The organism is Serratia sp. BIGb0163 (genome assembly GCF_024809935.1).
In the GTDB taxonomy this organism is placed as follows: Bacteria; Pseudomonadota; Gammaproteobacteria; order Enterobacterales; family Enterobacteriaceae; genus Serratia; species Serratia quinivorans.
In genome coordinates this window covers 1,470,320-1,491,385 of sequence record NZ_JANUDZ010000001.1, presented here as the reverse complement: position 1 = coordinate 1,491,385, position 21,066 = coordinate 1,470,320, and the positions used below count along the sequence as shown (strand labels likewise).

Annotated in this window: 18 protein-coding genes; 5 read left to right on the top strand and 13 right to left on the bottom strand. The window is 55.3% G+C overall.

What is annotated here, in order from left to right:
- The first annotated feature begins 48 nt into the window (after window positions 1-48).
- On the top strand, window positions 49-1,578 hold the full coding sequence (pntA, locus tag M2406_RS07140; RefSeq protein WP_115184604.1) for a Re/Si-specific NAD(P)(+) transhydrogenase subunit alpha: 1,530 nt from the start codon (window positions 49-51) through the stop codon (window positions 1,576-1,578).
- Window positions 1,579-1,588: 10 nt separating this feature from the next.
- A complete protein-coding gene (gene pntB / locus M2406_RS07135; RefSeq protein ID WP_115184605.1) occupies window positions 1,589-2,983 on the top strand; it encodes a Re/Si-specific NAD(P)(+) transhydrogenase subunit beta in 1,395 nt (464 codons plus the stop codon).
- A 52-nt stretch (window positions 2,984-3,035) separates the two neighbouring features.
- Here pntB and uspE read toward each other — a convergent pair whose 3' ends face one another.
- The 13 genes from uspE to M2406_RS07070 all read right to left on the bottom strand — a co-directional run bounded on the left by uspE (window position 3,036) and on the right by M2406_RS07070 (window position 16,161).
- The gene (uspE, locus tag M2406_RS07130; protein ID WP_012145311.1) at window positions 3,036-3,998 is read right to left on the bottom strand and encodes a universal stress protein UspE; all 963 of its coding nucleotides are present in this window, start codon (window positions 3,996-3,998) and stop codon (window positions 3,036-3,038) included.
- Between the two features lie 126 nt (window positions 3,999-4,124).
- Window positions 4,125-4,889, bottom strand: coding sequence for an FNR family transcription factor (locus M2406_RS07125; RefSeq protein WP_012145310.1), 765 nt, complete (start codon window positions 4,887-4,889; stop codon window positions 4,125-4,127).
- Window positions 4,890-5,114: 225 nt separating this feature from the next.
- Window positions 5,115-5,639: a methylated-DNA--[protein]-cysteine S-methyltransferase gene (gene ogt / locus M2406_RS07120; RefSeq protein WP_112362869.1), complete on the bottom strand. Its 525-nt coding sequence runs from the start codon at window positions 5,637-5,639 to the stop codon at window positions 5,115-5,117.
- A gap of 258 nt (window positions 5,640-5,897) precedes the next feature.
- On the bottom strand, window positions 5,898-6,209 hold the full coding sequence (locus M2406_RS07115) for a hypothetical protein (protein WP_259189436.1): 312 nt from the start codon (window positions 6,207-6,209) through the stop codon (window positions 5,898-5,900).
- A gap of 323 nt (window positions 6,210-6,532) precedes the next feature.
- A complete protein-coding gene (locus M2406_RS07110; RefSeq protein ID WP_012145307.1) occupies window positions 6,533-7,387 on the bottom strand; it encodes a tagatose bisphosphate family class II aldolase in 855 nt (284 codons plus the stop codon).
- Window positions 7,388-7,396: 9 nt separating this feature from the next.
- Window positions 7,397-8,563: an SIS domain-containing protein gene (locus tag M2406_RS07105; RefSeq protein ID WP_259189435.1), complete on the bottom strand. Its 1,167-nt coding sequence runs from the start codon at window positions 8,561-8,563 to the stop codon at window positions 7,397-7,399.
- 24 nt (window positions 8,564-8,587) lie between these two features.
- Window positions 8,588-9,358 (bottom strand): transcriptional repressor AgaR, encoded by a 771-nt coding sequence (gene agaR / locus M2406_RS07100; protein ID WP_115184608.1) that lies wholly within the window; start codon window positions 9,356-9,358, stop codon window positions 8,588-8,590.
- A 332-nt stretch (window positions 9,359-9,690) separates the two neighbouring features.
- Window positions 9,691-10,599, bottom strand: a complete 909-nt coding sequence (locus tag M2406_RS07095; protein WP_041418576.1) for an ROK family protein — start codon at window positions 10,597-10,599, stop codon at window positions 9,691-9,693.
- A 19-nt stretch (window positions 10,600-10,618) separates the two neighbouring features.
- The gene (locus M2406_RS07090) at window positions 10,619-11,902 is read right to left on the bottom strand and encodes a Gfo/Idh/MocA family protein (RefSeq protein WP_259189434.1); all 1,284 of its coding nucleotides are present in this window, start codon (window positions 11,900-11,902) and stop codon (window positions 10,619-10,621) included.
- Between the two features lie 19 nt (window positions 11,903-11,921).
- Window positions 11,922-13,034, bottom strand: a complete 1,113-nt coding sequence (locus M2406_RS07085; protein ID WP_259189433.1) for an ABC transporter ATP-binding protein — start codon at window positions 13,032-13,034, stop codon at window positions 11,922-11,924.
- 22 nt (window positions 13,035-13,056) lie between these two features.
- A complete protein-coding gene (locus tag M2406_RS07080; protein WP_012145301.1) occupies window positions 13,057-13,875 on the bottom strand; it encodes a carbohydrate ABC transporter permease in 819 nt (272 codons plus the stop codon).
- A gap of 12 nt (window positions 13,876-13,887) precedes the next feature.
- Window positions 13,888-14,826, bottom strand: a complete 939-nt coding sequence (locus tag M2406_RS07075) for a carbohydrate ABC transporter permease (RefSeq protein WP_012145300.1) — start codon at window positions 14,824-14,826, stop codon at window positions 13,888-13,890.
- 81 nt (window positions 14,827-14,907) lie between these two features.
- Entirely contained in the window at window positions 14,908-16,161 is a 1,254-nt protein-coding gene (locus M2406_RS07070) for a sugar ABC transporter substrate-binding protein (RefSeq protein ID WP_259189431.1), read from the bottom strand.
- Between the two features lie 465 nt (window positions 16,162-16,626).
- Here M2406_RS07070 and M2406_RS07065 point away from each other — a divergent pair, with 465 nt between their 5' ends.
- The 3 genes from M2406_RS07065 (at window position 16,627) to M2406_RS07055 (ending at window position 21,059) form a co-directional block, all read left to right on the top strand.
- Complete coding sequence (locus M2406_RS07065) at window positions 16,627-18,297, top strand: DUF4091 domain-containing protein (protein ID WP_259189429.1); 1,671 nt, start codon at window positions 16,627-16,629, stop codon at window positions 18,295-18,297.
- A 159-nt stretch (window positions 18,298-18,456) separates the two neighbouring features.
- On the top strand, window positions 18,457-20,178 hold the full coding sequence (gene olsF, locus M2406_RS07060; protein ID WP_012145297.1) for an ornithine lipid synthase OlsF: 1,722 nt from the start codon (window positions 18,457-18,459) through the stop codon (window positions 20,176-20,178).
- 98 nt (window positions 20,179-20,276) lie between these two features.
- Window positions 20,277-21,059: an N-formylglutamate amidohydrolase gene (locus M2406_RS07055; protein ID WP_012145296.1), complete on the top strand. Its 783-nt coding sequence runs from the start codon at window positions 20,277-20,279 to the stop codon at window positions 21,057-21,059.
- The last annotated feature ends 7 nt before the right edge of the window (window positions 21,060-21,066 follow it).

The window sequence follows — 21,066 nt, the reverse complement described above, 5'->3', positions numbered from 1 at the left end:
GGTAGGAAGATAATAAACATCATCATAGACAGGTGAGAAGGGAACATTATGCGTATTGGTGTACCAAGAGAACGGTTGGCCAATGAAGCCCGGGTCGCAGCAACGCCGAAAACGGTGGAACAACTGCTGAAGCTGGGCTTTACCGTCGCGATTGAAAGCGGGGCGGGTAAACTGGCAAGTTTTGACGATAGCGCTTATGAAGCCGCTGGGGCAACAATCACTGACACCGCTGATGTCTGGCAGTCAGATCTGATTTTGAAAGTTAACGCACCGCTTGAGGACGAGATTGCGTTAATGCGCGAGGGCAGCACCCTGGTCAGCTTTATCTGGCCGGCGCAAAACCCGGAGCTGATCGCGCAGCTGGCCGCTCGCAACGTCACTGCGATGGCGATGGATTCTGTACCGCGTATCTCACGCGCACAATCCATGGACGCACTGAGCTCAATGGCCAACATCGCCGGTTACCGTGCGATTGTTGAGGCCGCGCATGAGTTTGGCCGCTTCTTCACCGGGCAAATCACCGCTGCCGGCAAGGTTCCACCCGCCAAGGTAATGATTATCGGTGCCGGCGTAGCGGGCCTGGCTGCCATCGGCGCCGCAGGCAGCCTGGGGGCGATTGTTCGCGCCTTCGACACCCGCCCGGAAGTCAAAGAGCAGGTGCAGAGCATGGGCGCTGAATTCCTCGAGCTGGATTTTGAGGAAGAAGCGGGCAGCGGCGATGGCTATGCCAAAGTGATGTCCGAAGCCTTTATCAAGGCCGAGATGGCGCTGTTCGCCGCCCAGGCGGCCGAGGTCGACATTATTGTCACCACCGCGTTGATCCCGGGCAAACCCGCACCGAAGCTTATCACCAAAGAGATGGTGGCTTCGATGAAACCGGGTAGCGTGATCGTCGATCTGGCGGCGCAAAACGGTGGCAACTGTGAACTGACCGTGGCCGATCGCGTGACCGTGAGCGACAACGGCGTGAAAATCATTGGCTATACCGATTTGCCAAGCCGCCTGCCGACTCAATCCTCACAGCTTTACGGCACCAACCTGGTTAACCTGCTGAAATTGCTGTCGAAAGAGAAAAACGGCGAAATTGACGTTGATTTTGAAGATACCGTGATCCGCGGCGTTACCGTGGTGCGCAGTGGCGAAGTCACCTGGCCGGCACCGCCAATCCAGGTTTCTGCCCAGCCTAAACAGGCACCGGCAGCGGCACCGGTCGCCAAACCGGCGGCAAAACCGGTTTCGCCATGGTTGAAATATGGCCTGATGGCGCTGGCCATCATCCTGTTTGGCTGGCTGGCCAACGCCGCACCAAAAGAGTTCCTGTCTCACTTTACCGTGTTTGCGCTGGCCTGCGTGGTGGGTTACTACGTGGTTTGGAACGTCAGCCATGCATTGCACACCCCGTTGATGTCGGTCACCAATGCGATCTCAGGGATTATCGTGGTCGGTGCGCTATTGCAGATTGGCCATGGCGGCTGGGTGAGTTTCCTCTCCTTTATCGCCGTGCTGATCGCCAGCATCAACATTTTTGGTGGATTCACCGTCACTCAGCGCATGCTGAAGATGTTCCGCAAGAACTAAGGGGTAGCATATGTCTGGAGGATTAGTTACAGCTGCATACATTGTTGCCGCTATCCTGTTTATCTGTAGTCTGGCCGGCCTGTCGCGCCATGAAACGTCCAAGCGGGGCAACCTGTTTGGCATCGCCGGGATGGCGATTGCGCTGATCGCCACCATCCTCGGGCCGGATTCCGGCAACGTGGGCTGGATCATCATCGCGATGATTATCGGGGGGTCCATCGGGGTTTATCTGGCGAAAAAGGTCGAAATGACCGAAATGCCAGAGCTGGTTGCGGTACTGCACAGTTTTGTGGGGCTGGCGGCGGTTCTGGTGGGCTTGAACAGCTACCTGGATCACGGCGTGGCGATGGAGCCGGTGATGGAGAATATCCATCTGACCGAAGTGTTCCTCGGCATCTTTATCGGTGCGGTTACTTTCACCGGTTCTATTGTCGCGTTCGGCAAACTGCGTGGCATCATCTCTTCCAAACCGCTGGCGTTGCCAAACCGACACAAAATGAACCTGGCGGCACTGGTGGTTTCCTTCGTCCTGTTGGTGGTGTTTGTTCGTGCCGACAGCGTGGGTTGGCAAGCGGTGGCGCTGGTGCTGATGACCGCTATCGCGCTGGCGTTTGGCTGGCATCTGGTGGCTTCCATCGGCGGTGCCGACATGCCGGTCGTGGTGTCGATGCTCAACTCCTATTCGGGTTGGGCGGCGGCGGCGGCGGGTTTCATGCTGAGCAACGATTTGCTGATCGTGACCGGTGCGTTGGTGGGTTCTTCGGGGGCCATCCTGTCTTACATCATGTGTAAGGCGATGAACCGTTCGTTTATCAGCGTGATCGCCGGAGGCTTCGGTACCGATGGATCTTCGACCGGTAATGCGGAAGAAATGGGCGAGTATCGCGAAACCACCGCGGAAGAAGTTGCCGAGCAGTTGAAAAACTCCACGTCGGTAATCATCACCCCAGGCTACGGCATGGCGGTAGCGCAGGCGCAGTACCCGGTGGCAGAAATCACCGAGAAACTGCGCGCTCGTGGTATCAAGGTGCGTTTCGGTATTCATCCGGTTGCCGGGCGTTTACCGGGCCACATGAACGTGCTGTTGGCCGAAGCCAAGGTGCCATATGACGTGGTGCTGGAGATGGATGAAATCAATGACGATTTCGCTGATACCGACACCGTGCTGGTGATCGGCGCCAACGACACGGTGAACCCGGCCGCACTGGAAGATCCACGCAGTCCAATCGCCGGTATGCCAGTGCTGGAAGTGTGGAAAGCGCAGAACGTGATTGCCTTTAAGCGTTCGATGAACACCGGCTATGCCGGCGTGCAGAACCCGCTGTTCTTTAAAGAGAACACCCAGATGCTGTTTGGCGATGCCAAAGAGAGTGTGGAAGCGATACTGCGTGCGCTGCAGGCGTAACGCAAACAAATAAAAACGGGCCTTTTCGGCCCGTTTCTTTATGCGTCAAACATCAATCCTCGTCGTCGTGCTCATCGTCCTCATCGACTTCGATCGGGCAATTGAAGTTTTCCGGCTTAATCACCAGCAGGTCACATTTCAGATGGTCGATCACATGTTCTGCCGTGTTACCGATAAACGCCGCCGAAATGCCGGTGCGCCCCAGGGTACCCAATACCACCACACCCGCCTGCAAGTGCTCGGCCAAATCGGGGATCACCTCTTCCGGCAGGCCTTTTTCAACGTGGGTAAACTCTTCTTTAATGCCGAATTTTTGCCTTAACGCCTTCATGGCGATCAGGTGCTGCCCGCGAATGGCGTCGTTGTAGACGCTGGGGTCAAAGTCCGGGAGTTCGATAGCAATATTGATGGGGGTAACGGGGTAGGCGCCGACCAGGTGAACTTCGGTTTGGTTGACGTTTTGCGCCAGTTCAACGGTTTCCTGTACCAGCTTGATGTTCAATGGGTCATGGTAGGGTTCTTCACTGGCCAGATTGACCGCCACCACTGCTTTGCTGCCTTCCTGCCAGGGTTGGTCCTTGACCATCCACACCGGGCAAGGGCATTTTCGTAACAGATGCCAGTCGGTGGGGGTGAAAATAACGGATTCGAGGCGGTCGTGCTGATGCGCCATTTTTAACAGCAGATCGTGCTTGCTGGCGATCACTTCCTGAATAATCGCTTCATAAGGGCGGTTATGCCAGACCACTTTGATTTCAATAGGAACGCCTTCGTCGAGGTAAAAACGGCATTGCTCGTTAATCCATGCGGCACGTTGGCTGATAACACCTTGTCGCATCGCCGTCCTTTCGTCCGGTGAGAGCAAGGTCGTCATCTCGTAAGAGAAGTCGTAAATAGGCAGGAAGGCCTTAATGCGCCCGCCATTTCGTTTAATCAGGTACACCGCCCGGCGCAGCGCCGGCTGGTCATCCTGGTTGGGGTCAATAGCCACCAGAAGATTCTGATACTTCGCCATAGGGCCTCCTTACAGCTGAAAATCAACAGTCTGTCAATTTACAGAGTAACCCAACATTGAAAAACAGAACAGCAGCAGAGATAGGCTGGGTCAATAATTCTGTTGAATTACTAACCCAGCTTGGGATCAGGCGTTTACGGTCACGTTAATGCGTGGCGTACCGGCCAGCACCGACAGGGCGTCGACGTTTTCGATGGTGATATATTTACCTTTAACGCTGAGGATTTCGCTTTTCTGGAAGCGGCCCAGCAGACGGCTGATGGTTTCTACCGTCAGACCAAGGTAGTTGCCGATGTCGCCACGGGTCATGGTCAGACGGAACTCACGCGGTGAGAAACCGCGTTCTGCAAAGCGGCGCGACAGGTTATAGACGAATGCGGCCAGGCGCTCTTCGGCATTTTTCTTCGACAACAGCAGGATCATGTCCTGATCGCCTTTAATCTCGCCGCTCATCAGGCGCATGATCTGCTGACGCAGATTCGGCATTTTACCGGACAGGTCATCCAGGGTTTCGAACGGGATCTCACACACCATGGACGTTTCCAGCGCCTGAGCGAAGCTTGGGTGCTTCAGGCCGCCAATGGCGTCAAAACCAACCAGATCGCCCGCCAGGTGGAAACCGGTGATCTGCTCATCGCCTTGCTCGGTAATGGTATAACTTTTGATGGTCCCGGAGCGGATAGCGTACAGCGATTTCAGTTCATCGCCGGCCTTGAACAAGGTCTGGCCCTTCTGGATAGGCTTCTTCCTTTCGATAATGTTGTCGAGCTGGTCCAGCTCATGGGCATTAAGAGTAAAAGGAATACACAGTTGGCTGATACTGCAATCCTGACAATGGATCGCACAACCACCAGACTGGATACGACGAATCACGCGTTTTTCCGGGATCATAGATTACGCTCATTCAATAATTGATATGCGTCAATTTTAACATCTTTTCCGGCAGGTGATAAGGGTAGCATTAATAACAACGGGGGCATTCTGTGCGAATTTTGTGCAAACATGCCGCCGAATATCCTGTAGTGGCCTGAAATGTTTTGATTTCTTTGCTACTTACATCAATACGTAACGCTTACCGCAGCCGGGGTATCTTGCGATGTATCGGCTGCGGTGGGATTAAAGCAGATCGTTTTGCAAATAGCCTTCGTGCTTGAGCAGCCACTGCTTGCGCTGAACGCCACCGGCATAGCCGGTCAAGGCGCCTTGCGAGCCAATCACCCGGTGGCAGGGCACCACGATGCTGATGGGGTTGGAGCCGTTAGCCATACCGACTGCGCGTGAAGCGGTCGGGCGACCTATGCGTTTCGCCAGTTCGCCATAGGTAATGATTTCCCCGCAGGGGATTTGGCGCAGTTGCTGCCAGACGCTGCGCTGGAATTCGGTACCGGCGGTCATTACCGGCAACTGATCAATGACATCCAATTCACCCGAAAAATAGCGTTGCATCGCTTCGGTCAGGCCGCCGGGGTTGCGTTTGTCTATCAGTTGAAAACGATCGGCTCGGTAATGAGTATTCAGCAGCTTCATCAGGCGTACTTCATGCTCAGTCCAGTCGATGGCGCGCAAGCGGTCCTGCTCATCGGCAATCAGCACCAGTTCGCCTACCGGCGTCGCCATACGGTCAATAAAAAAGGTCTGCATGTGAACTCTCCTCTCGTTTGATGAGGGGATTATTGCACGAAATGCGGGGGAGCGATGGCGGATTCCGGACATGAAGATGGGCAACCTTGGGTTGCCCATACTGTGAGCATGAATATGGTGTGTCGCTTTATGCCTCAAATGTATAAAATAAATTTACAAATCTTCAATAAGTTTATTTAATTGAGTCAAAATTAATACTAAAAAAGTTTCGCAGGTGATTAATAAAAGTAACCTGAGTTATTAATAAAGTAACGCAGGTTATTTATAGCTGATTATGATGTTCTTTAGTTTTTGGTTATTATTAATGGTTTCGGTTGTCACGTTGGAAACCAGTTCAGGCGACATGTTGTTTAATGAGCTAATGCCAGGACTCTTGCCATTGGCTAGAGTTATACCAGAGCAATTAGAAACGATCCCTTCATTCAGATGTTTGATAGTGCAGGCTGGCGCTGTGATTTCGCCGGTAAAACGGATGGTGCCAGAAGCCACGCGGCTGTTGTAGCCCTGTGCTGCCTGCAAGGTCGCTGGAAGAAGGGCCAGGAGTACCAAAGCTATGCGAGAATAGTTCATTATTAATTCCTTTTTAAAATGAAATGAAAAATAATTGACTCCAATTAAATAAACATTAAACGGGTATGTTGAATGTCATCCTGATCCAAATTCCACCAATCTCCGTTTTGAATGGTTTATATACTATTCTTAATTTTTAGTGCCAATAGATTTGATAATAGGGAGGGGGGCGGGAAAAACCATGATTTAGATCATGCTGAAGACGGCTTAATGATTTGCAGGCGGATGTAGCGGGTGGGCTGTGAACTCTGTCACGGTAAAAAAATGGATTTTGGCCGCCATTGAATCTTAAGCGGCGGCCAGCTGTGGTGATTTATGCTGAGTTACAGCATGCCGCTGCTGCCGCAGATGCGGATTTTCTCGGCCACCACCTCCTTCATCGCCAGTTTGCCAGGCACGATATACTTGCGCGGGTCGTTGGCGTCCGGGTGCTGGGAGAAATAGCTCTTCACCGCATCGGCAAAGGCAATTTTGAGTTCGGTCGCCACGTTGACCTTGCAGACGCCCAGTGAAATGGCGCGTTTCACCATGGCTTCAGGAATGCCGGAGGCCCCGTGCAGCACCAGCGGGATATCGACCTGTTCGCGGATCAGCGCCAGACGATCAAAATCCAGTTTAGGTTCGCCGTGGTACAGGCCATGGGCGGAGCCAATCGCCACCGCCAGCGAATCGATGCCGGTCGCGGTGACAAATTCGCGCGCGGCGGCCGGGTCGGTAAAGAAACTGTCGGTCGAATCGACAATCAGGTCGTCCTCCTGCCCACCGAGTCGTCCCAGTTCAGCCTCCACGCTGGCTCCGTAGCGGTGGCACAGCGCCACGGCTTCGGCCACCTTGGCAATATTCTGTGCGAATGGCAGGTGTGAGCCGTCGATCATTACCGAACGGATACCGCTTTTGACCTTATATTCGATGTCATCCATTTCTTCGTGGTGGTCCAGATGCAGCGCCAACGGCAGATCGTAACGATGAGCGGCGGCCTGACAGATGCCGATCAAATAGTCGGTGCCGGCATAGCTGAAGGTGCCGGGCGTACCGGCCATGATCACCGGTGAGCGCAGTTCGGCAGCGGTTTCCGCCACCACCTGCACGGTTTCAAGATTATGCACGTTGAACGCCGGCACGGCATAACCCTGGCGCTGCGCTTTTAGCAGCATTTCGCGGTTGGATATCAGGTACATAGAGATTCCTTACGCCACAGATGACGGGTAACGGTAAATAGTAACGCCTTTAACCACCCGGTTAACTTCTCCGGTCGGGCATGGGTTATCCGGCGTCAGGCCAAGTGCCAGCGAACTTTCAAAGGCCAGCATCTGGGTGAATAACAGATAAGGGAACAGCAACCAGACGTCATCTTCGGCGTGGTGCAGGTTCAGCATTTGTTCACAAAGCGCCTGAGTATTGCCGGTCAGGCCGACCATCTGCATTGCCAGGCCGTCGCGTTGCAGCTCGTTCCACAGATCGCGATCGTACTGGCGGGCATAGTCGCCGCTGGAGAACATCAGCAGGACCAGGGTTTGGTTGTCGACCATAAACTTCGGGCCATGGCGCAGGCCGAGCGGCGAGTCGTAGCGGGTGACAATCTGCCCGGCCGTCAGCTCCAGCATCTTCAGCGAAGCCTCTTCCGCCAGCCCGGTGAAACAGCTGCCGCCCAGCGTGATATAACGCCGGAAACCGCTGGCAGCCAACGCCTTCACCTGCGGTTGCAGGGTTTCACGCAGTTCGCGGCAGCGCTCCACCATGGCCGTCAGAGGCCGCTGGGCCTCGGCAAGGGAATAGGGGCCGAGCAACAGCGCGGCGGACAGCATCATGCAGCTGAAGCTGGAGGTCATGGCAAAGCTTTGATCGTTGGAACCCTGTGGCATCACCAGCGAACAGACGTTATCGCGTTGATGGGCATATTGCGCCAACTGGCTGTCCGGATTGCATACCAGCATCAGGTGATAGCTTTCCGGCAGCAGTTGATCGGCCAGCTCCACCGTTGCCACGCTTTCCGGGCTGTTGCCGGAGCGAGCGAAAGACACCAGCAGCGTAGGGCGGGTCAGGTCTAGATATTGGTGCGGGTTGGCGACAATATCGGTGGTGCCGTAGGCCACCACGTCGCGACCGGTTTTCTCGCGCAGCCAGGGTGCCAATGCCCGACCGGCGAAGGCTGAGCTACCTGCGCCGCACAGAACAATCTGCAGGCGCGGGTTAGCCAGCAGCGGGGCAAGGAAAGGCTGCCACAGCGTTTGTTGCTGCTGTAACTGTTGGTGCAGGGCGGCCCATAAGTCCGGCTGCTGCCAGATCTCACGTGCGGTATGCAGCGCATGTCGTTGTTCCAGCCAGCCCGCATCGTAAGCAAAATAACCGTTCATGTTGAAACTCCTTAAAAACCTCGGTTAACGGTCGGCGATAATCACGTCGACCCCTAAATGGTTCAGCGCATGCAGGTAGCTTTCCGGGATGCGGCTGTCGGTGACCAAACGCTGGATTTGGCCGATTTCACGGATCATGCAAAAGCTGGTGCGGCCGAACTTGCTGGCGTCCGCTACGGCGATCACTTCACGCGCTACGTCGCACATGGCGCGGTTGAGTTGCGCTTCACCGGGATCCGGCGTGGTGATGCCGCTAATCAGGTCGAAGCCGTCGACGCCGAGAAACAGCTTGTCGAAACGGAACTGACGCATGTGTTGCTCGGCGGCCGGGCCATACAAAGACCAGGATTTGCGTCGTACGCTGCCGCCTACCACCATCAGGTCAACCTGTTCGTTGTTGGCCAGTTCGAAAGCGATATTCAGCGCATTGGTCATCACCACCAGATCCTTTTTACCGACCAGCTGCTGCGCCATTTGGCTGGTGGTCGAACCGGAGTCGAGAATGATGGCATCGCCGTCGTTGACCAGTTCCGCCGCCGCGCAGGCAATGGCGTATTTCACGTCGCGATTGAGGCGCCCCTTGTCCTGTAGCGGACGATCGAAGGCGAACTGCTTATTGAGCATTGCGCCGCCATAGGCACGGACCGCACAGCCGCTTTTTTCCAGTTGGCGCAGGTCGCTACGGATAGTGACGCTGGAAACCGAAAACTGGGCGCTGAGTTGCTCGACGCGCACTGAGCCTTCGCGACAAAGCTGGTCGATAATTAATTCCCGTCGTTTTAGGGTATTGATCATTAACGCGTGACTCCTGATTTAGCTGTAGCCATACCCGGCCGCGGCGCAATGCGTCGCAGTTAATCTGGCAGGAGTGCTTTCAGTTGTTCGTGGCGAATTACAGCAAACGAAACAGTGAAATGCAATCGGTTATTTTATAAAAAACCATATGTATCAGTTGCTTATATTTAAAAAGCCTTTCGATTGGCCCTCAACCGAAAGCTGCCTGGAAATAAAGTGAAAAGCCGTAATCCGTTATTTATCAGGCGGCAACTTGCCGCCTGGGTTAATTTGCCAAAAGCAGGATGAAAGCTGCGGCACTGATTTTTTCCTGGCGGTCTTTTCACTATTTTTTATTGCCAGCTTTGGCGTAATAACGCGGCTCCTCGTACACCGCTGCTGTCGCCGTGCACCGGCGGGTAGATTGCCGCCGGTTCGGTACCGGGCAACAGCCAATGGCTCATGGCCGGGGGCAGCAGTGAATACAGCTCGCCGACGTTGGACAGGCCGCCACCCAGCACAAAAGCATCTACATCCAACAACAGTTGCAGGCCAGCCAGCGCACTGGCCAGAATGTCGACGTACATTGCCATCAGTCGCCGAGCCAACGGGTCGCCCTGTCGATAACTGGCGATCAACGCCGGTACGTGGTCGGCCGGGTGGCCGAAATGACGGCTCAGCGCCAGCAGACCGCTGCCGGAAACGTAACGTTCGAAGCAGCCGGTCAGCCCACAGTTGCAGGTAAACAGCGGTAAATCGTAGCGCTGCGCCAACTGGGCGGAGATCGGCGTGTGGCCCCATTCGCCTGCCAGCCCATTGCGGCCTTTATGCAACTGCTTGTTCATCACCAGGCCGCCGCCGGCCCCGGTACCGATAATGGCGCCGAACACCAGCGCCAGATGCTCGGTTTGCGGCGTGCTGGCTTCGGAAAGGGCGAAGCAGCGGCAGTCGTTTTCAATCTCAACCGGCCGCGCCAACTCTTGTGCCAAATCGTCTGCCAGACAGTGGCCGGTCAGGCAGGGGACGTTAACCGCCAACTGTCGGCGGCTGCGCGGGTCGGTCACGCCCGGTAAACCGATGCCGATACTGCCCTGGGTGTGCAGTTGGCTGTCGGCACTGTCGACCAATTGATGGATGCAGGACAAGAACTCGCGATAATTACCGGTGGGAGTCGTGACTCGCTGGCACAGTACCTGTCTGAGCTGCCGGTCGTAGGCCGCCATCTCGATCTTGGTGCCGCCGATATCGAAACCGTAGCGCATCTGTGATATTTCCACGTTTTCAGGCTCCACTCAGGGTGATCACTGCAGATTCACGGCGTGCACGTTCCGCCGCAAACACCATCAGGTGGCTTTCCAGCGTTTCTGCCGGGCCGGACAGCACCTGTGAAGGATCGTTGGTGCGAATGGCGTCGATAAAATGCTGCATCAGGTAGTAATCGCCACCGCCGTGGCCGGACATGGCGTGCAGATCTTCGGCCTCATCGACGTCGTAGACCTTTTCACTGTCGTCGACGAATGAGGTAATGCGGATGTAGCGTCCGTCTCCCTCGAGACAGCCATGGCTGCCGAAAATACGGGTCTGGCGATCTTCCAGCCGGGTAAAGGCGGTCATGGTGAAGGAGGCGGTGCGGCCACCGGCAAATTGCATGTTGACCACCTGATGGTCGACCACGTTATTGTCGCAGCGATAGACGCAGCGGCCATATTGACCGTCGCGCAGCGCCGCCTGCAAATGCGGCTGGCTGACTTCTGGGGTCAACACCCGCAGGAAACCCGGCGTCGCCTTGTGGTCGTCACCCAGGTAGATGCGTTTGGCGGAGTAGGGGCAACTGGCTTCCACCGCGCAGTCCAGGCAATTATCTGCTGCCCCGGCCGGTTGGTTTTCCTGGCGAAAATGGCGCAGGCCGCCGAATGAACTGATCTGCTCGCAGGGCAATTCCATGATGTAGCGGATCCAGTCAATGTCGTGGCAGGACTTCTGCAGCAGCATAAAGGCGGCTTCACCGTCGTTACGCCAGTTGCCACGCACGAAGGAGTGCGCCTGGTGCCAGTAGCCCACCGGCTCCAGATGTTGCAGGCTGACGATGTCGCCAATCACGTTATCGCGCAGCAGTTGCTTCAGTTTTTGGGTGTAGCGCGTATAGCGCAGCACATGGCCGACGGAGAAAATCAGCTTCTGGCGCACCACTTCCTCGACGATGGTGCGGCATTCGCTGGCGTCCGGCGACAGCGGTTTCTCCAGCAGCATGGCATAACCCTGTTTGGCGAAGGCCAGTGCCGGTTCGAGGTGCAGGGTATCCTGAGTGCAGATCAGCACCGCATCGGCCAATTTGCCGGCGTCGGCGGCCTGCCGCCAGTCGGTGAACACCTTGTCCGCCGCGATAGCGTGCTGTTCGACAAATTGCTGACGGTAGACGTCACGTGGCTCGGCCACTGCCACCACCTGCATTAAATCCGGGTGAGCCAACGCGTAGCGCGAGTAAATTTCTCCACGCGCCCCGGCACCAATCACCAGTACCCGAACCGGGCGGCCGGCAAAACCATTTTGTTGAGCTGACGACATTGCACATTCTCCGATCTAATTATTTGAGGTTTTGGCCGCTGATTTCGTCAAACAGGTGCGCGCGGGACAGGTCGAAAGCCAGGTGGATCTGTTCCCCCAGGTGTGGCTCCCAGTCAGGCTGCGACGCCATGCGCAGCACAAAGCGCAGTCCGGCCAGTTCGCAGTGCAGCAACTCTTCATTGCCCATGCGTTCGATAGTGACAATCTTCGCCGGGAAGCAATTACTGCTGCCGGGCGCACACAGCCGCAGCGACTCCGGGCGAATGCCAAGGCACACGCGAGGGTGCGGGTAATTTTCCAACTGTCCTTGCAGCGTCGCCGGCAGTTCGAGGGGATATTCGTCACCAATGCGCAGCCCGATACCCTGAGCGCTGCGGGTAATTGCCATATCGTGCAGGTTCATCGACGGGCTGCCGATAAACTCGGCGACAAAGCGGTTGGCCGGTTGGTGGTAGAGATTGATCGGTTTATCCACCTGCATAATGGCCCCCCGGTTCAGCACGCAAATGCGGTCACCCATGGTCATTGCCTCCACCTGGTCGTGGGTGACATACACCATGGTGGCGGCAGCACCCTCCTGCTTGAGTTGATTGTGCAGTTCGATCAGTTGAACGCGCATCGAGACCCGCAGCTTGGCATCAAGGTTGGACAGCGGTTCATCGAACAGAAATACCTTGGGCTTGCGCACAATGGCACGGCCGACCGCTACACGCTGGCACTGGCCGCCGGATAACTGGCCCGGTTTGCGTTGCAGCAGATTGGTGATTTCCAGTTTTTCGGCCGCGTCCCGCACCCGGCGGTCAATTTCGGCTTTGCTTTCCTTGCCGATCAGGCCAAACGCCATGTTTTTGTAGACCGTCATGTGCGGATACAGCGCATAGTTCTGGAACACCATGGCGATGCCGCGATCTTTCGGCATGGTGTCGTTGACGCAGCGGTCGTGGATCAATATCTGGCCTTCACTGACGCTCTCCAGCCCGGCAATCATTCGCAGCAGGGTGGATTTCGCGCAACCGGATGGCCCGACAAACACCATAAACTCGCCGTCTTTAATATCCAGATCGATCCCGTGCAATGCTTTGAACCCGTTGGGATAAACCTTCTTCACACTGTTTAACTGTATACCGGCCATATTATTTACCTTGTGTACGCGGTTAGCCTTTTACCCCAGCGCTGGCGATGCCCTGGATGAAGTAGCGTTGGAAAAGAATGAACAGCATCAGCATCGGGATCACCGCCATCAGTGCACCGGCCATCAGCAGCGGGTATTCCACTCCGGCACGGCTCGACAGCGATGCCAGCCCGACCGGCAGCGTCAGTTTTTCGGTGGTGGTGTTGACGATCAGCGGCCACATCAGGTTGTTCCAGCTCCACAGGCCGTTGATGATGATGCAGGCGATAATGCCGGGACGGATCAGCGGCAGCATGATGCGCCAGAAGATAGCGAAGTAGCTGTAGCCGTCGATCAGCGCCGCTTCTTCCATCTCTTTCGGCACCGCCAGGAAGAACTGGCGCAGCAGGAAGGTGGCGTAAATACTGAAAATACCCGGCAAAACCAGCCCGGTGATGCTGTTCACCAACCCCAGTTTCTGCACCACCAAAAACTGCGGGATCAAAAAGGCCTGACCAGGCACCATCAGGATCGAAATACACACCAGGAACACCGCATCACGGCCGCGAAAGTGCAGGCGAGAGAAACCGTAGGCAGCCATGGTGGCGATCACCATCTGCAGTGTGACGGTGAAAAAGGTCGCCAGCAGCGAGTTCACATAGAAGTCGGTGAACGGAATTTCACGCATCACCTTGCCGTAGGCCTGCAGGCTGGGGTGTGCCGGTAACAGCGTCAGCGGGATCTGAATGCTCTCGGCCTGGGTTTTCAGCGAAGTCACCAGCATCCAGATAAAAGGCACCACCGAGGCCAGCGCCGCCAACACCATAAACAGATACACCAGCGTTCTTTTACTTATGCTCATCGTCGTGGCTCCTCAGCTGACTTTCAGGCGTTTGCCAATCATCATTTGAATCAGGGTGATCAGCAGGGTGACGGCGAACAGCACCACGGTGATGGCGGAGGCGTAACCTTTCTCCTGCAGGTAAAAGGCATACTTGTAAAACAGGTTGGTGACGGTCATCACGTCGCTTTCCACCAACGCGCGGTCGAACATCAGGAACACCACGTCGAATATTTGCAGGATCTCGATAAAGCTCATCACCGAAACGAAGAACAGCGTTGGCACCATCATCGGCAGGGTGATGCAAAAGAAGCGGCGCAGGGTGCTGATACCGTCAATATCGGCGGCCTCATACAGTTGACGTGGAATGCTTTGTAACCCGGCCAGCAAAATGATGATTTTCAGCGCCAGCGACGACCAGATAATGATGATGGAAACGCTGATGCGCACCACGTCCGGGTCGGACAGCCAGGCCACCGGCGAAATCCCCAGCAGGCCAATCGCCTGGTTGATCAAACCGAAATCCTTGTTGAACAGCCATTGCCAGACCATCGCCACGGCGGCAGGCATGGTGACCGCCGGCAAGAACAGCAGGGTGCGTAGCAGCGCCTTGCCGCGAATGTTCTGGTTCAGGCCAATCGCCAGTAGCAGCGACAGGCTCAGGCTGACGGGGACACACACCACCACATAGAACAGCGTATTGCCGGCGGCGGTGTAAAAGTCGTCGTCTTCAAACAGATTGACGTAGTTATCGACGCTGAGGGTGCTCCAGCGCATAAATTGGTTGAGGTCGGTAAAACTGTAAAAGATGTTCTGTAAAAAGGGGACCAGGTAAAACACCGTCAAACCAATCAGCAACGGCAAGATCATCACCCAGCCCCAGAAACGCTCGGCACGCTCCAGGCGGCTGAGTGCGGGTCGTGGGGTACTTTTTTGTTGTTTTAGGGCACCGTAGCTTTCTGCCAGCGACATGTTGCCTTTCCTCACCTGTAACTGCTTTGCGGTATTCCGCAGCCGGTGCGCCTTCGGGCAGGCGCTACCGGCTCGGGGTGATTACTGCTCCATTACGCGTTCGATCTTCTTGACCGATTTGTCCATCTCGGCTTTGGCATCCGCGCCCATAAAGATTTTCTTCAGGCTGGCAATCCACATGTTTTGCCATTTCGGCGTATTGGTACCGGCTGTGGGGTAGGCTTCGGTCACGTTGAGAGTGTCAATATAAGGCGTGACATCGACTTTTTTGATCTCCGCCGCCCAGGCCTTGGCCGCCAGTTTGTTGGCCGGGATCACCGCTTTTGCCAACTCGGTCTGTGAGGCTTCGGAGCTCATAAATTCGATGTATTTCCAGGCTTCCTGCTTGTGGGCGCTGTTGGCGGACATGGCAAATGCCAGGCTGTGCGCCACGCCGGACTGGCGCTCGATTTTCGGCATCATGACCACGCCAATATGGTCGTTGATCAGCGGATTGTTGGCGAACGGGGCGGCCAGCCATGAGCCGGCATACACCATCGCCGCACGGTTGGACTGGAAGATGTTTTCGGTTTTGACTTCGCTCATCTGTTGGGCGCTGGGCATCAAGCCATCTTTCATCATGGATTGCAGCTGTTGATAGACCCAGATGGATTTATCGTTAGCGATGTCGGTGGGTTGACCGTCTTTCGGGACTATGTGGTTGCCGTTTTGGAACAGCAGGTTCATATAGCTGTCCTGCCCGTCAATGCTCAGATCCATCACCAGCGGGAAGGCACTGCCCTTCAAGCCGGTTTTCAGCGCGGTGGCTTTGTTTTTCAGGTCATCCCAGCTCCAGTCGTTGGTCGGGTAGCTGACGCCGGCCTGGTCGAACAATTTTTTGTTGTACCACACGGCGATTGAGTCAACGTCGCGGGGGATGGCCATTTGCTGCCCATCATACTGATAGGCTTTAACCGAACTGGCGACGATATTATTTAATTGCACGCCGCTGCCGGTAATATACGGCGTTAAGGGTTGCATAATGCCATTTTTGGCGTATTGAACGAAATAAGGCATGTTTATCCAGAATATATCTGGCGCGACACCCCCTGCGGCGGCGGAATCCAATTTAACGAAGTATTGTGCCGACGGCGTTAATTCTATGGAGATTTTAATGTTAGGGTTTTCTTTTTCAAATTTTTTGGCAATCTCCTGCTCGGCAGGTAATTGATTTCTGTCCCACACGGCGTAACGCAGGGTTATTTGATCGGCGGCATATAACATGGTCGGCAATAATAATGCAACCGCAATGGCAGAGTGCGCCAGAAGACGGCCGGTATTTTTTATCGGTGACATTGCTTTCCCCTCGGTGAACGACGAATAAATATTTTCGTAACGTGAATTCTTTCTATCCCTTAACTTTCAATGTGTCAATACGCCCCGATCTGCCCAAAAAAGGGGCATGAATGTTTCGTTGTTGTTAAAATCGAAAGGATTGAAGCTTAAACCGAAAGCGTTACTTGTTCACAATCTGTTAACCTCTTGAGCCGGTTTCGGCCCTGCCAGGCAGTAATTCCGGGCCACTGGGGTCATAGGAATAAATGATAACCCTTGCACCATAATGGGGATTAAAAATATTTTTATTGTGCATGCCGGGTTATCTTTCATTTTTGTGATGCAAATAAACAAAAAAATCGTATAGGGCAGCCGCTGCGACGGCGTGTTGTCGATTTTTGAATGGGCTCTATTGTTTACAGCGATAAAAGGGTTTAGCCTGAAAATCACTCGTCGGTATTTCCCAATAAAAGAGAGCTCACCGTTATGCGCCTTTCATTGACCTTTACCCATTGCCTGGAAAAGATATTCCACAGCCATAATTCGCCGCAGATTATGCAGATAAATAAACTCAGCGGTCTTAATAATGAAACTGTTTCCTGGCAGGCCGTTTATTGCCTGCAACGGGCAGGAAACGAAACGCGTCGTGAATTAGGCTATCGTATTGAGGGGCCATTGGCGGAGTATATCAGCGTGCGTCAGGTGCAATCGGTGCCCAGCCACTTTCCCTGTTATGCCGAGACCGATGAGAACTATCTGCGTACCGAACCGGGGTTATTTCCCGATCCGCTGATGCCCTTGGTCGATCGACGTTTCTTTGCCGCCTGCAATTATTACGGCAGCCTGTGGTTGACCTTAACCCCACCGGCAACGCCAGTAGCGGGCGGGGACTACCCACTGACGCTGACCTTGTTTGACGTGGCCAGCGAGCAAGTGCTGGCCAGTGCTGCATTGACGCTACATATCGTCCCGGCCGCGCTGCCACCGCAAACCCTGCTGCACACCGAATGGCTGCACTCCGATTGCCTGGCGGATTATTACCAGTTGCCGGTGTTCAGCCGGGAGTACTGGCTGGCGGTACGCAACTTTGTCCGTACCGCGGTTAACAGTGGGGTAAACATGCTGTTGACGCCGATCTTCACGCCGCCGCTGGATACCGCCATCGGTGGCGAGCGTACCACCGTACAACTGGTGGGCGTACAGCGCTCTGCGCAGGGCTACCGCTTTGATTTCCAACGTTTGGCGCAATGGGTGGCAATGGCGCAGGAAGAGGGCATTGAGCACTTTGAAATTGCGCCGCTGTTTACTCAGTGGGGGGCGGCACACGCGCCGAAAATCATGGTGGAGATAGACGGCACGCTGAGTCCGCTGTTCGGATGGCATACCGACGCCCACGCCGAAGAGTATCAACAGTTTCTACAGGCTCTGCTGCCGGCGCTGACCGACTGGTTCCGCGAGCGGCAGTTGCAACAGCGGGTGTGGTTTCATATTTCTGACGAGCCGACGCTGGACAATATCGACGTTTACCAGCGTGCCAGCGCTACCTTGCGCCCACTGCTGGCCGGTTTTCATACTTTTGATGCGCTATCTGATTATGCCTTTTACCAACAGGGGTTGGTGGAAACGCCGGTGGCTGCCACCGATCATATTGAGCCATTTATTGAGAATCGGGTGCCAGGCCTGTGGGCCTATTACTGCTGCGTACAAAAAACCGAGGTGGCCAACCGCTTCTTTGCCCAGCCTTCGGCACGTAACCGCATTTTGGGGATCCAGCTCTACCGCTACAACATCACCGGCTTTTTGCATTGGGGCTTCAACTTCTATAACAGTGGTCATTCGCGGGAGCAACTCAACCCCTACGCGGTGACGGATTGCCGCAATGCCTTTCCCTCCGGCGATGCCTTCGTGGTCTATCCCGGTGAGAAACTGACGCCGGTGGAGTCCCTGCGATTGCGGGTACTGCACCAGGGCTTGCAGGACATGCGAGCCTTACAGCTGCTGGAAAGCCTGACGGACCGCGCGACGGTGCAGGCTTTGATTGAACAACAGTTGGGGATGGACATCACTTTTAAACGTTATCCACATCAGGCGGCGCCGCTGTTGCGGCTGCGGGAGGTGGTAAATCAGCGCATCGAAACCTTAATTTCGATGGCATAAAATGCGGCTTTGGTGGCGACAGGCTTCTCTTCGCCACCAAATTTTCAATAATTTGCTATACCTGATAGTTGAGGGATTTCATTTTTCTGTCATGTTTCTGACATGTTAGGGTCATAGCGCTGGCTTAAGTTTGCAGCGACTAAGCCAGGAGATAACGCGATGTTTAGCTTGGACTCTCTGTTGCATGATGCATTTCCACACCGCAAGACCCCTGCCTGGCAGCGTAGCCTGCTGAGAACTTTACTCTTCGAAAAAGAATTCAAACAGTTTGCCGCCGACTATCCACACCTGAAGGGGCTGGATTTGATAGAGCAGGTGGTGGACTACTTCAACCTCAGCTGTGAGTTGGTCGATGGTGACCTGGAAAATATTCCGAGCCAGGGACCGGTGGTGCTGGTAGCCAACCACCCGATTGGCTCGCTGGATGGACTGGTGCTGCTGCGTGCCGTGGCGGCAGTGCGCCCGGATGTCAAAGTGGTCGCCAGCCAACTGTTGACCTACATAGAACCGCTGCGCAACCTGTTTGTGCCGGTGGACAACGTCGGCAACAAAACCAATCGCAAGCAAATTGAAGGCATGCAGGCCCAGTTGGATAAGCAGGGCGCCCTGATCCTGTTTCCTGCCGGAGAAGTGTCGCGCATGAGCCCGAAAGGCATTCGTGACGGCCACTGGCATACCGGCTTCCTGCGGCTGGCGGCCAAGGCGCGAGCGCCGATTGTGCCGATCCACATCAGCGCGCGTAACAGCAACCTGTTCTATTTCACCTCGCTGGTTTACCGACCTCTGTCCACACTCTTACTGGTACGTGAAATGTTCCAGCAGCAGGGCGGACGCATCAAAATTCGCGTAGGTGGCCGTATTCCGTTTAGCAACTGGCATGATGGCCACACCAGCGCCAAAGATTTGGCCGAGCGTTTCCGCCGTCATGTCTACCGTCTGGGCCAGGGCAAAGAAGGATTGTTTGCCAGTGAGTCACCCATCGCCTTGCCAGAGGATCGGTTGGAGCTGAAGAAGGCACTGGCAAACTGTGAGCGTCTTGGGGTGACGCCGGACGGGAAGATTATCTTCCTGTATCGCCGTCAGGGTGAGGCGCGTGCGCCTATCCTGCGTGAGCTCGGTCGGCTGCGTGAGATTGCTTTCCGCGCGGTGGGCGAAGGTTCCGGTCGCCGTCGTGATTTGGACAGCTATGACGACGACTATTATCACCTGGTGCTGTGGGATGCCGACGAACTGGAGATTGTGGGTGCCTACCGCTTTATTCCTACTGCCGAGCAGTTGGAGCGCAAAGGGCTGGAAAGTATCTATAGCAACAGTCTGTTCCATTATGACCGCGAGATGGCACCGATCCTGGCGCAGGGCATCGAACTGGGCCGCAGCTTTATTCAGCCTGCCTATTGGGGCAAACGCGGTCTGGATTACCTGTGGCTGGGGATTGGCGCTTACCTGGCAAAATATCCGCAGTACCGCTATCTGTTTGGCCCGGTTTCCATTTCCGGCGGCATGCCGGTGACGGCGCGTGACCTGTTGATTGCCTTCTACCGACTGTACTTCTCACCTAATCATGCCCTGGCGCAGTCTCGCCAGCCTTATCCTGCTTCGTTGCCGCAGGTATTGGCACAGTTTGCCGGCGATAACTATCAGGAAGATCTGGTGCGGCTGAAAAGCCTGTTGAGCAACATCGGCTGTTCGATACCTACGCTGTATAAACAATATACCGAGCTGTGTGAACCCGGCGGGGTGCAGTTTATTGATTTCGGCACCGATCCGGCCTTCAACAACTGCATTGATGGCCTGGTACTGGTCGACCTTACCCGGCTTAAACCGGCGCGGTTCCAGCGTTATATTGCGGTGCATCAGCCACAGGACACCTGTATAGAGTAATTGGCATGCGCTTCATGCTTTTTTGATCTAACCCGAAGCTTGGCAACGGTGGTGGGGTATAGCCTAAGATAGGCTTTGTTCCGCCACCGGAGTTTTTCATGCCACAGTCGTTCGTCTCATCTTTGTTATCCGCTGAAGACCCCGCCGCCGTGGCGATTGAAACGCCCAGGGGCGTCGCGCCTTTTCTATTACTCTGCGATCACGCTGGCCAGGCGATACCGCAGCAGTTGGGCGATCTGGGTCTGCCACCCGGTGAAATCGACCGTCATATCGGTTGGGACATTGGCGCATTAAACGTTTCGCGTCATCTCAGCCGTCAGTTGGACACTACGTTGATCCATCAGCGTTACTCCCGTTTGGTGATTGACTGTAACCGTACGCCCGGCATCAATAGCTCGATCCCGTCACTGTCAGAATTGACGCCGATACCCGGGAATGTCGATATTGATGCCAGACATGCGCAGGCTCGCGAGCATGCCATTTTCAGGCCTTATCATCAGGCGATAACCGACCATCTGGATGAACGCCAGCGCAACGGGCTGCCGACGGCGGTTATCGCCATGCACAGCTTCACGCCGGTATTCAAAGGCAACGAGCGGCCGTGGCAGGTGGGGCTGCTGTTTAACCGCCAGCCGGAGTTCGCGTTGCTGCTGGCAGAGCTGCTGCGGGAGGAAGGGGATTTGCAGGTCGGCGTTAACGAGCCGTATGCCATGACCGATGCAACGGATTACACCCTGCCGGTGCACGCCGAGCGACGGGAGCTTCCCTACGTTGGCATTGAGATCCGCCAGGATTTAATCGCCGACCAACAGGGTCAGCAAGCCTGGGCTGAACGCTTCGCCAGACTGCTGCCACAGGCCTGGCATCGCTGGCAAATTTGACTTTAGG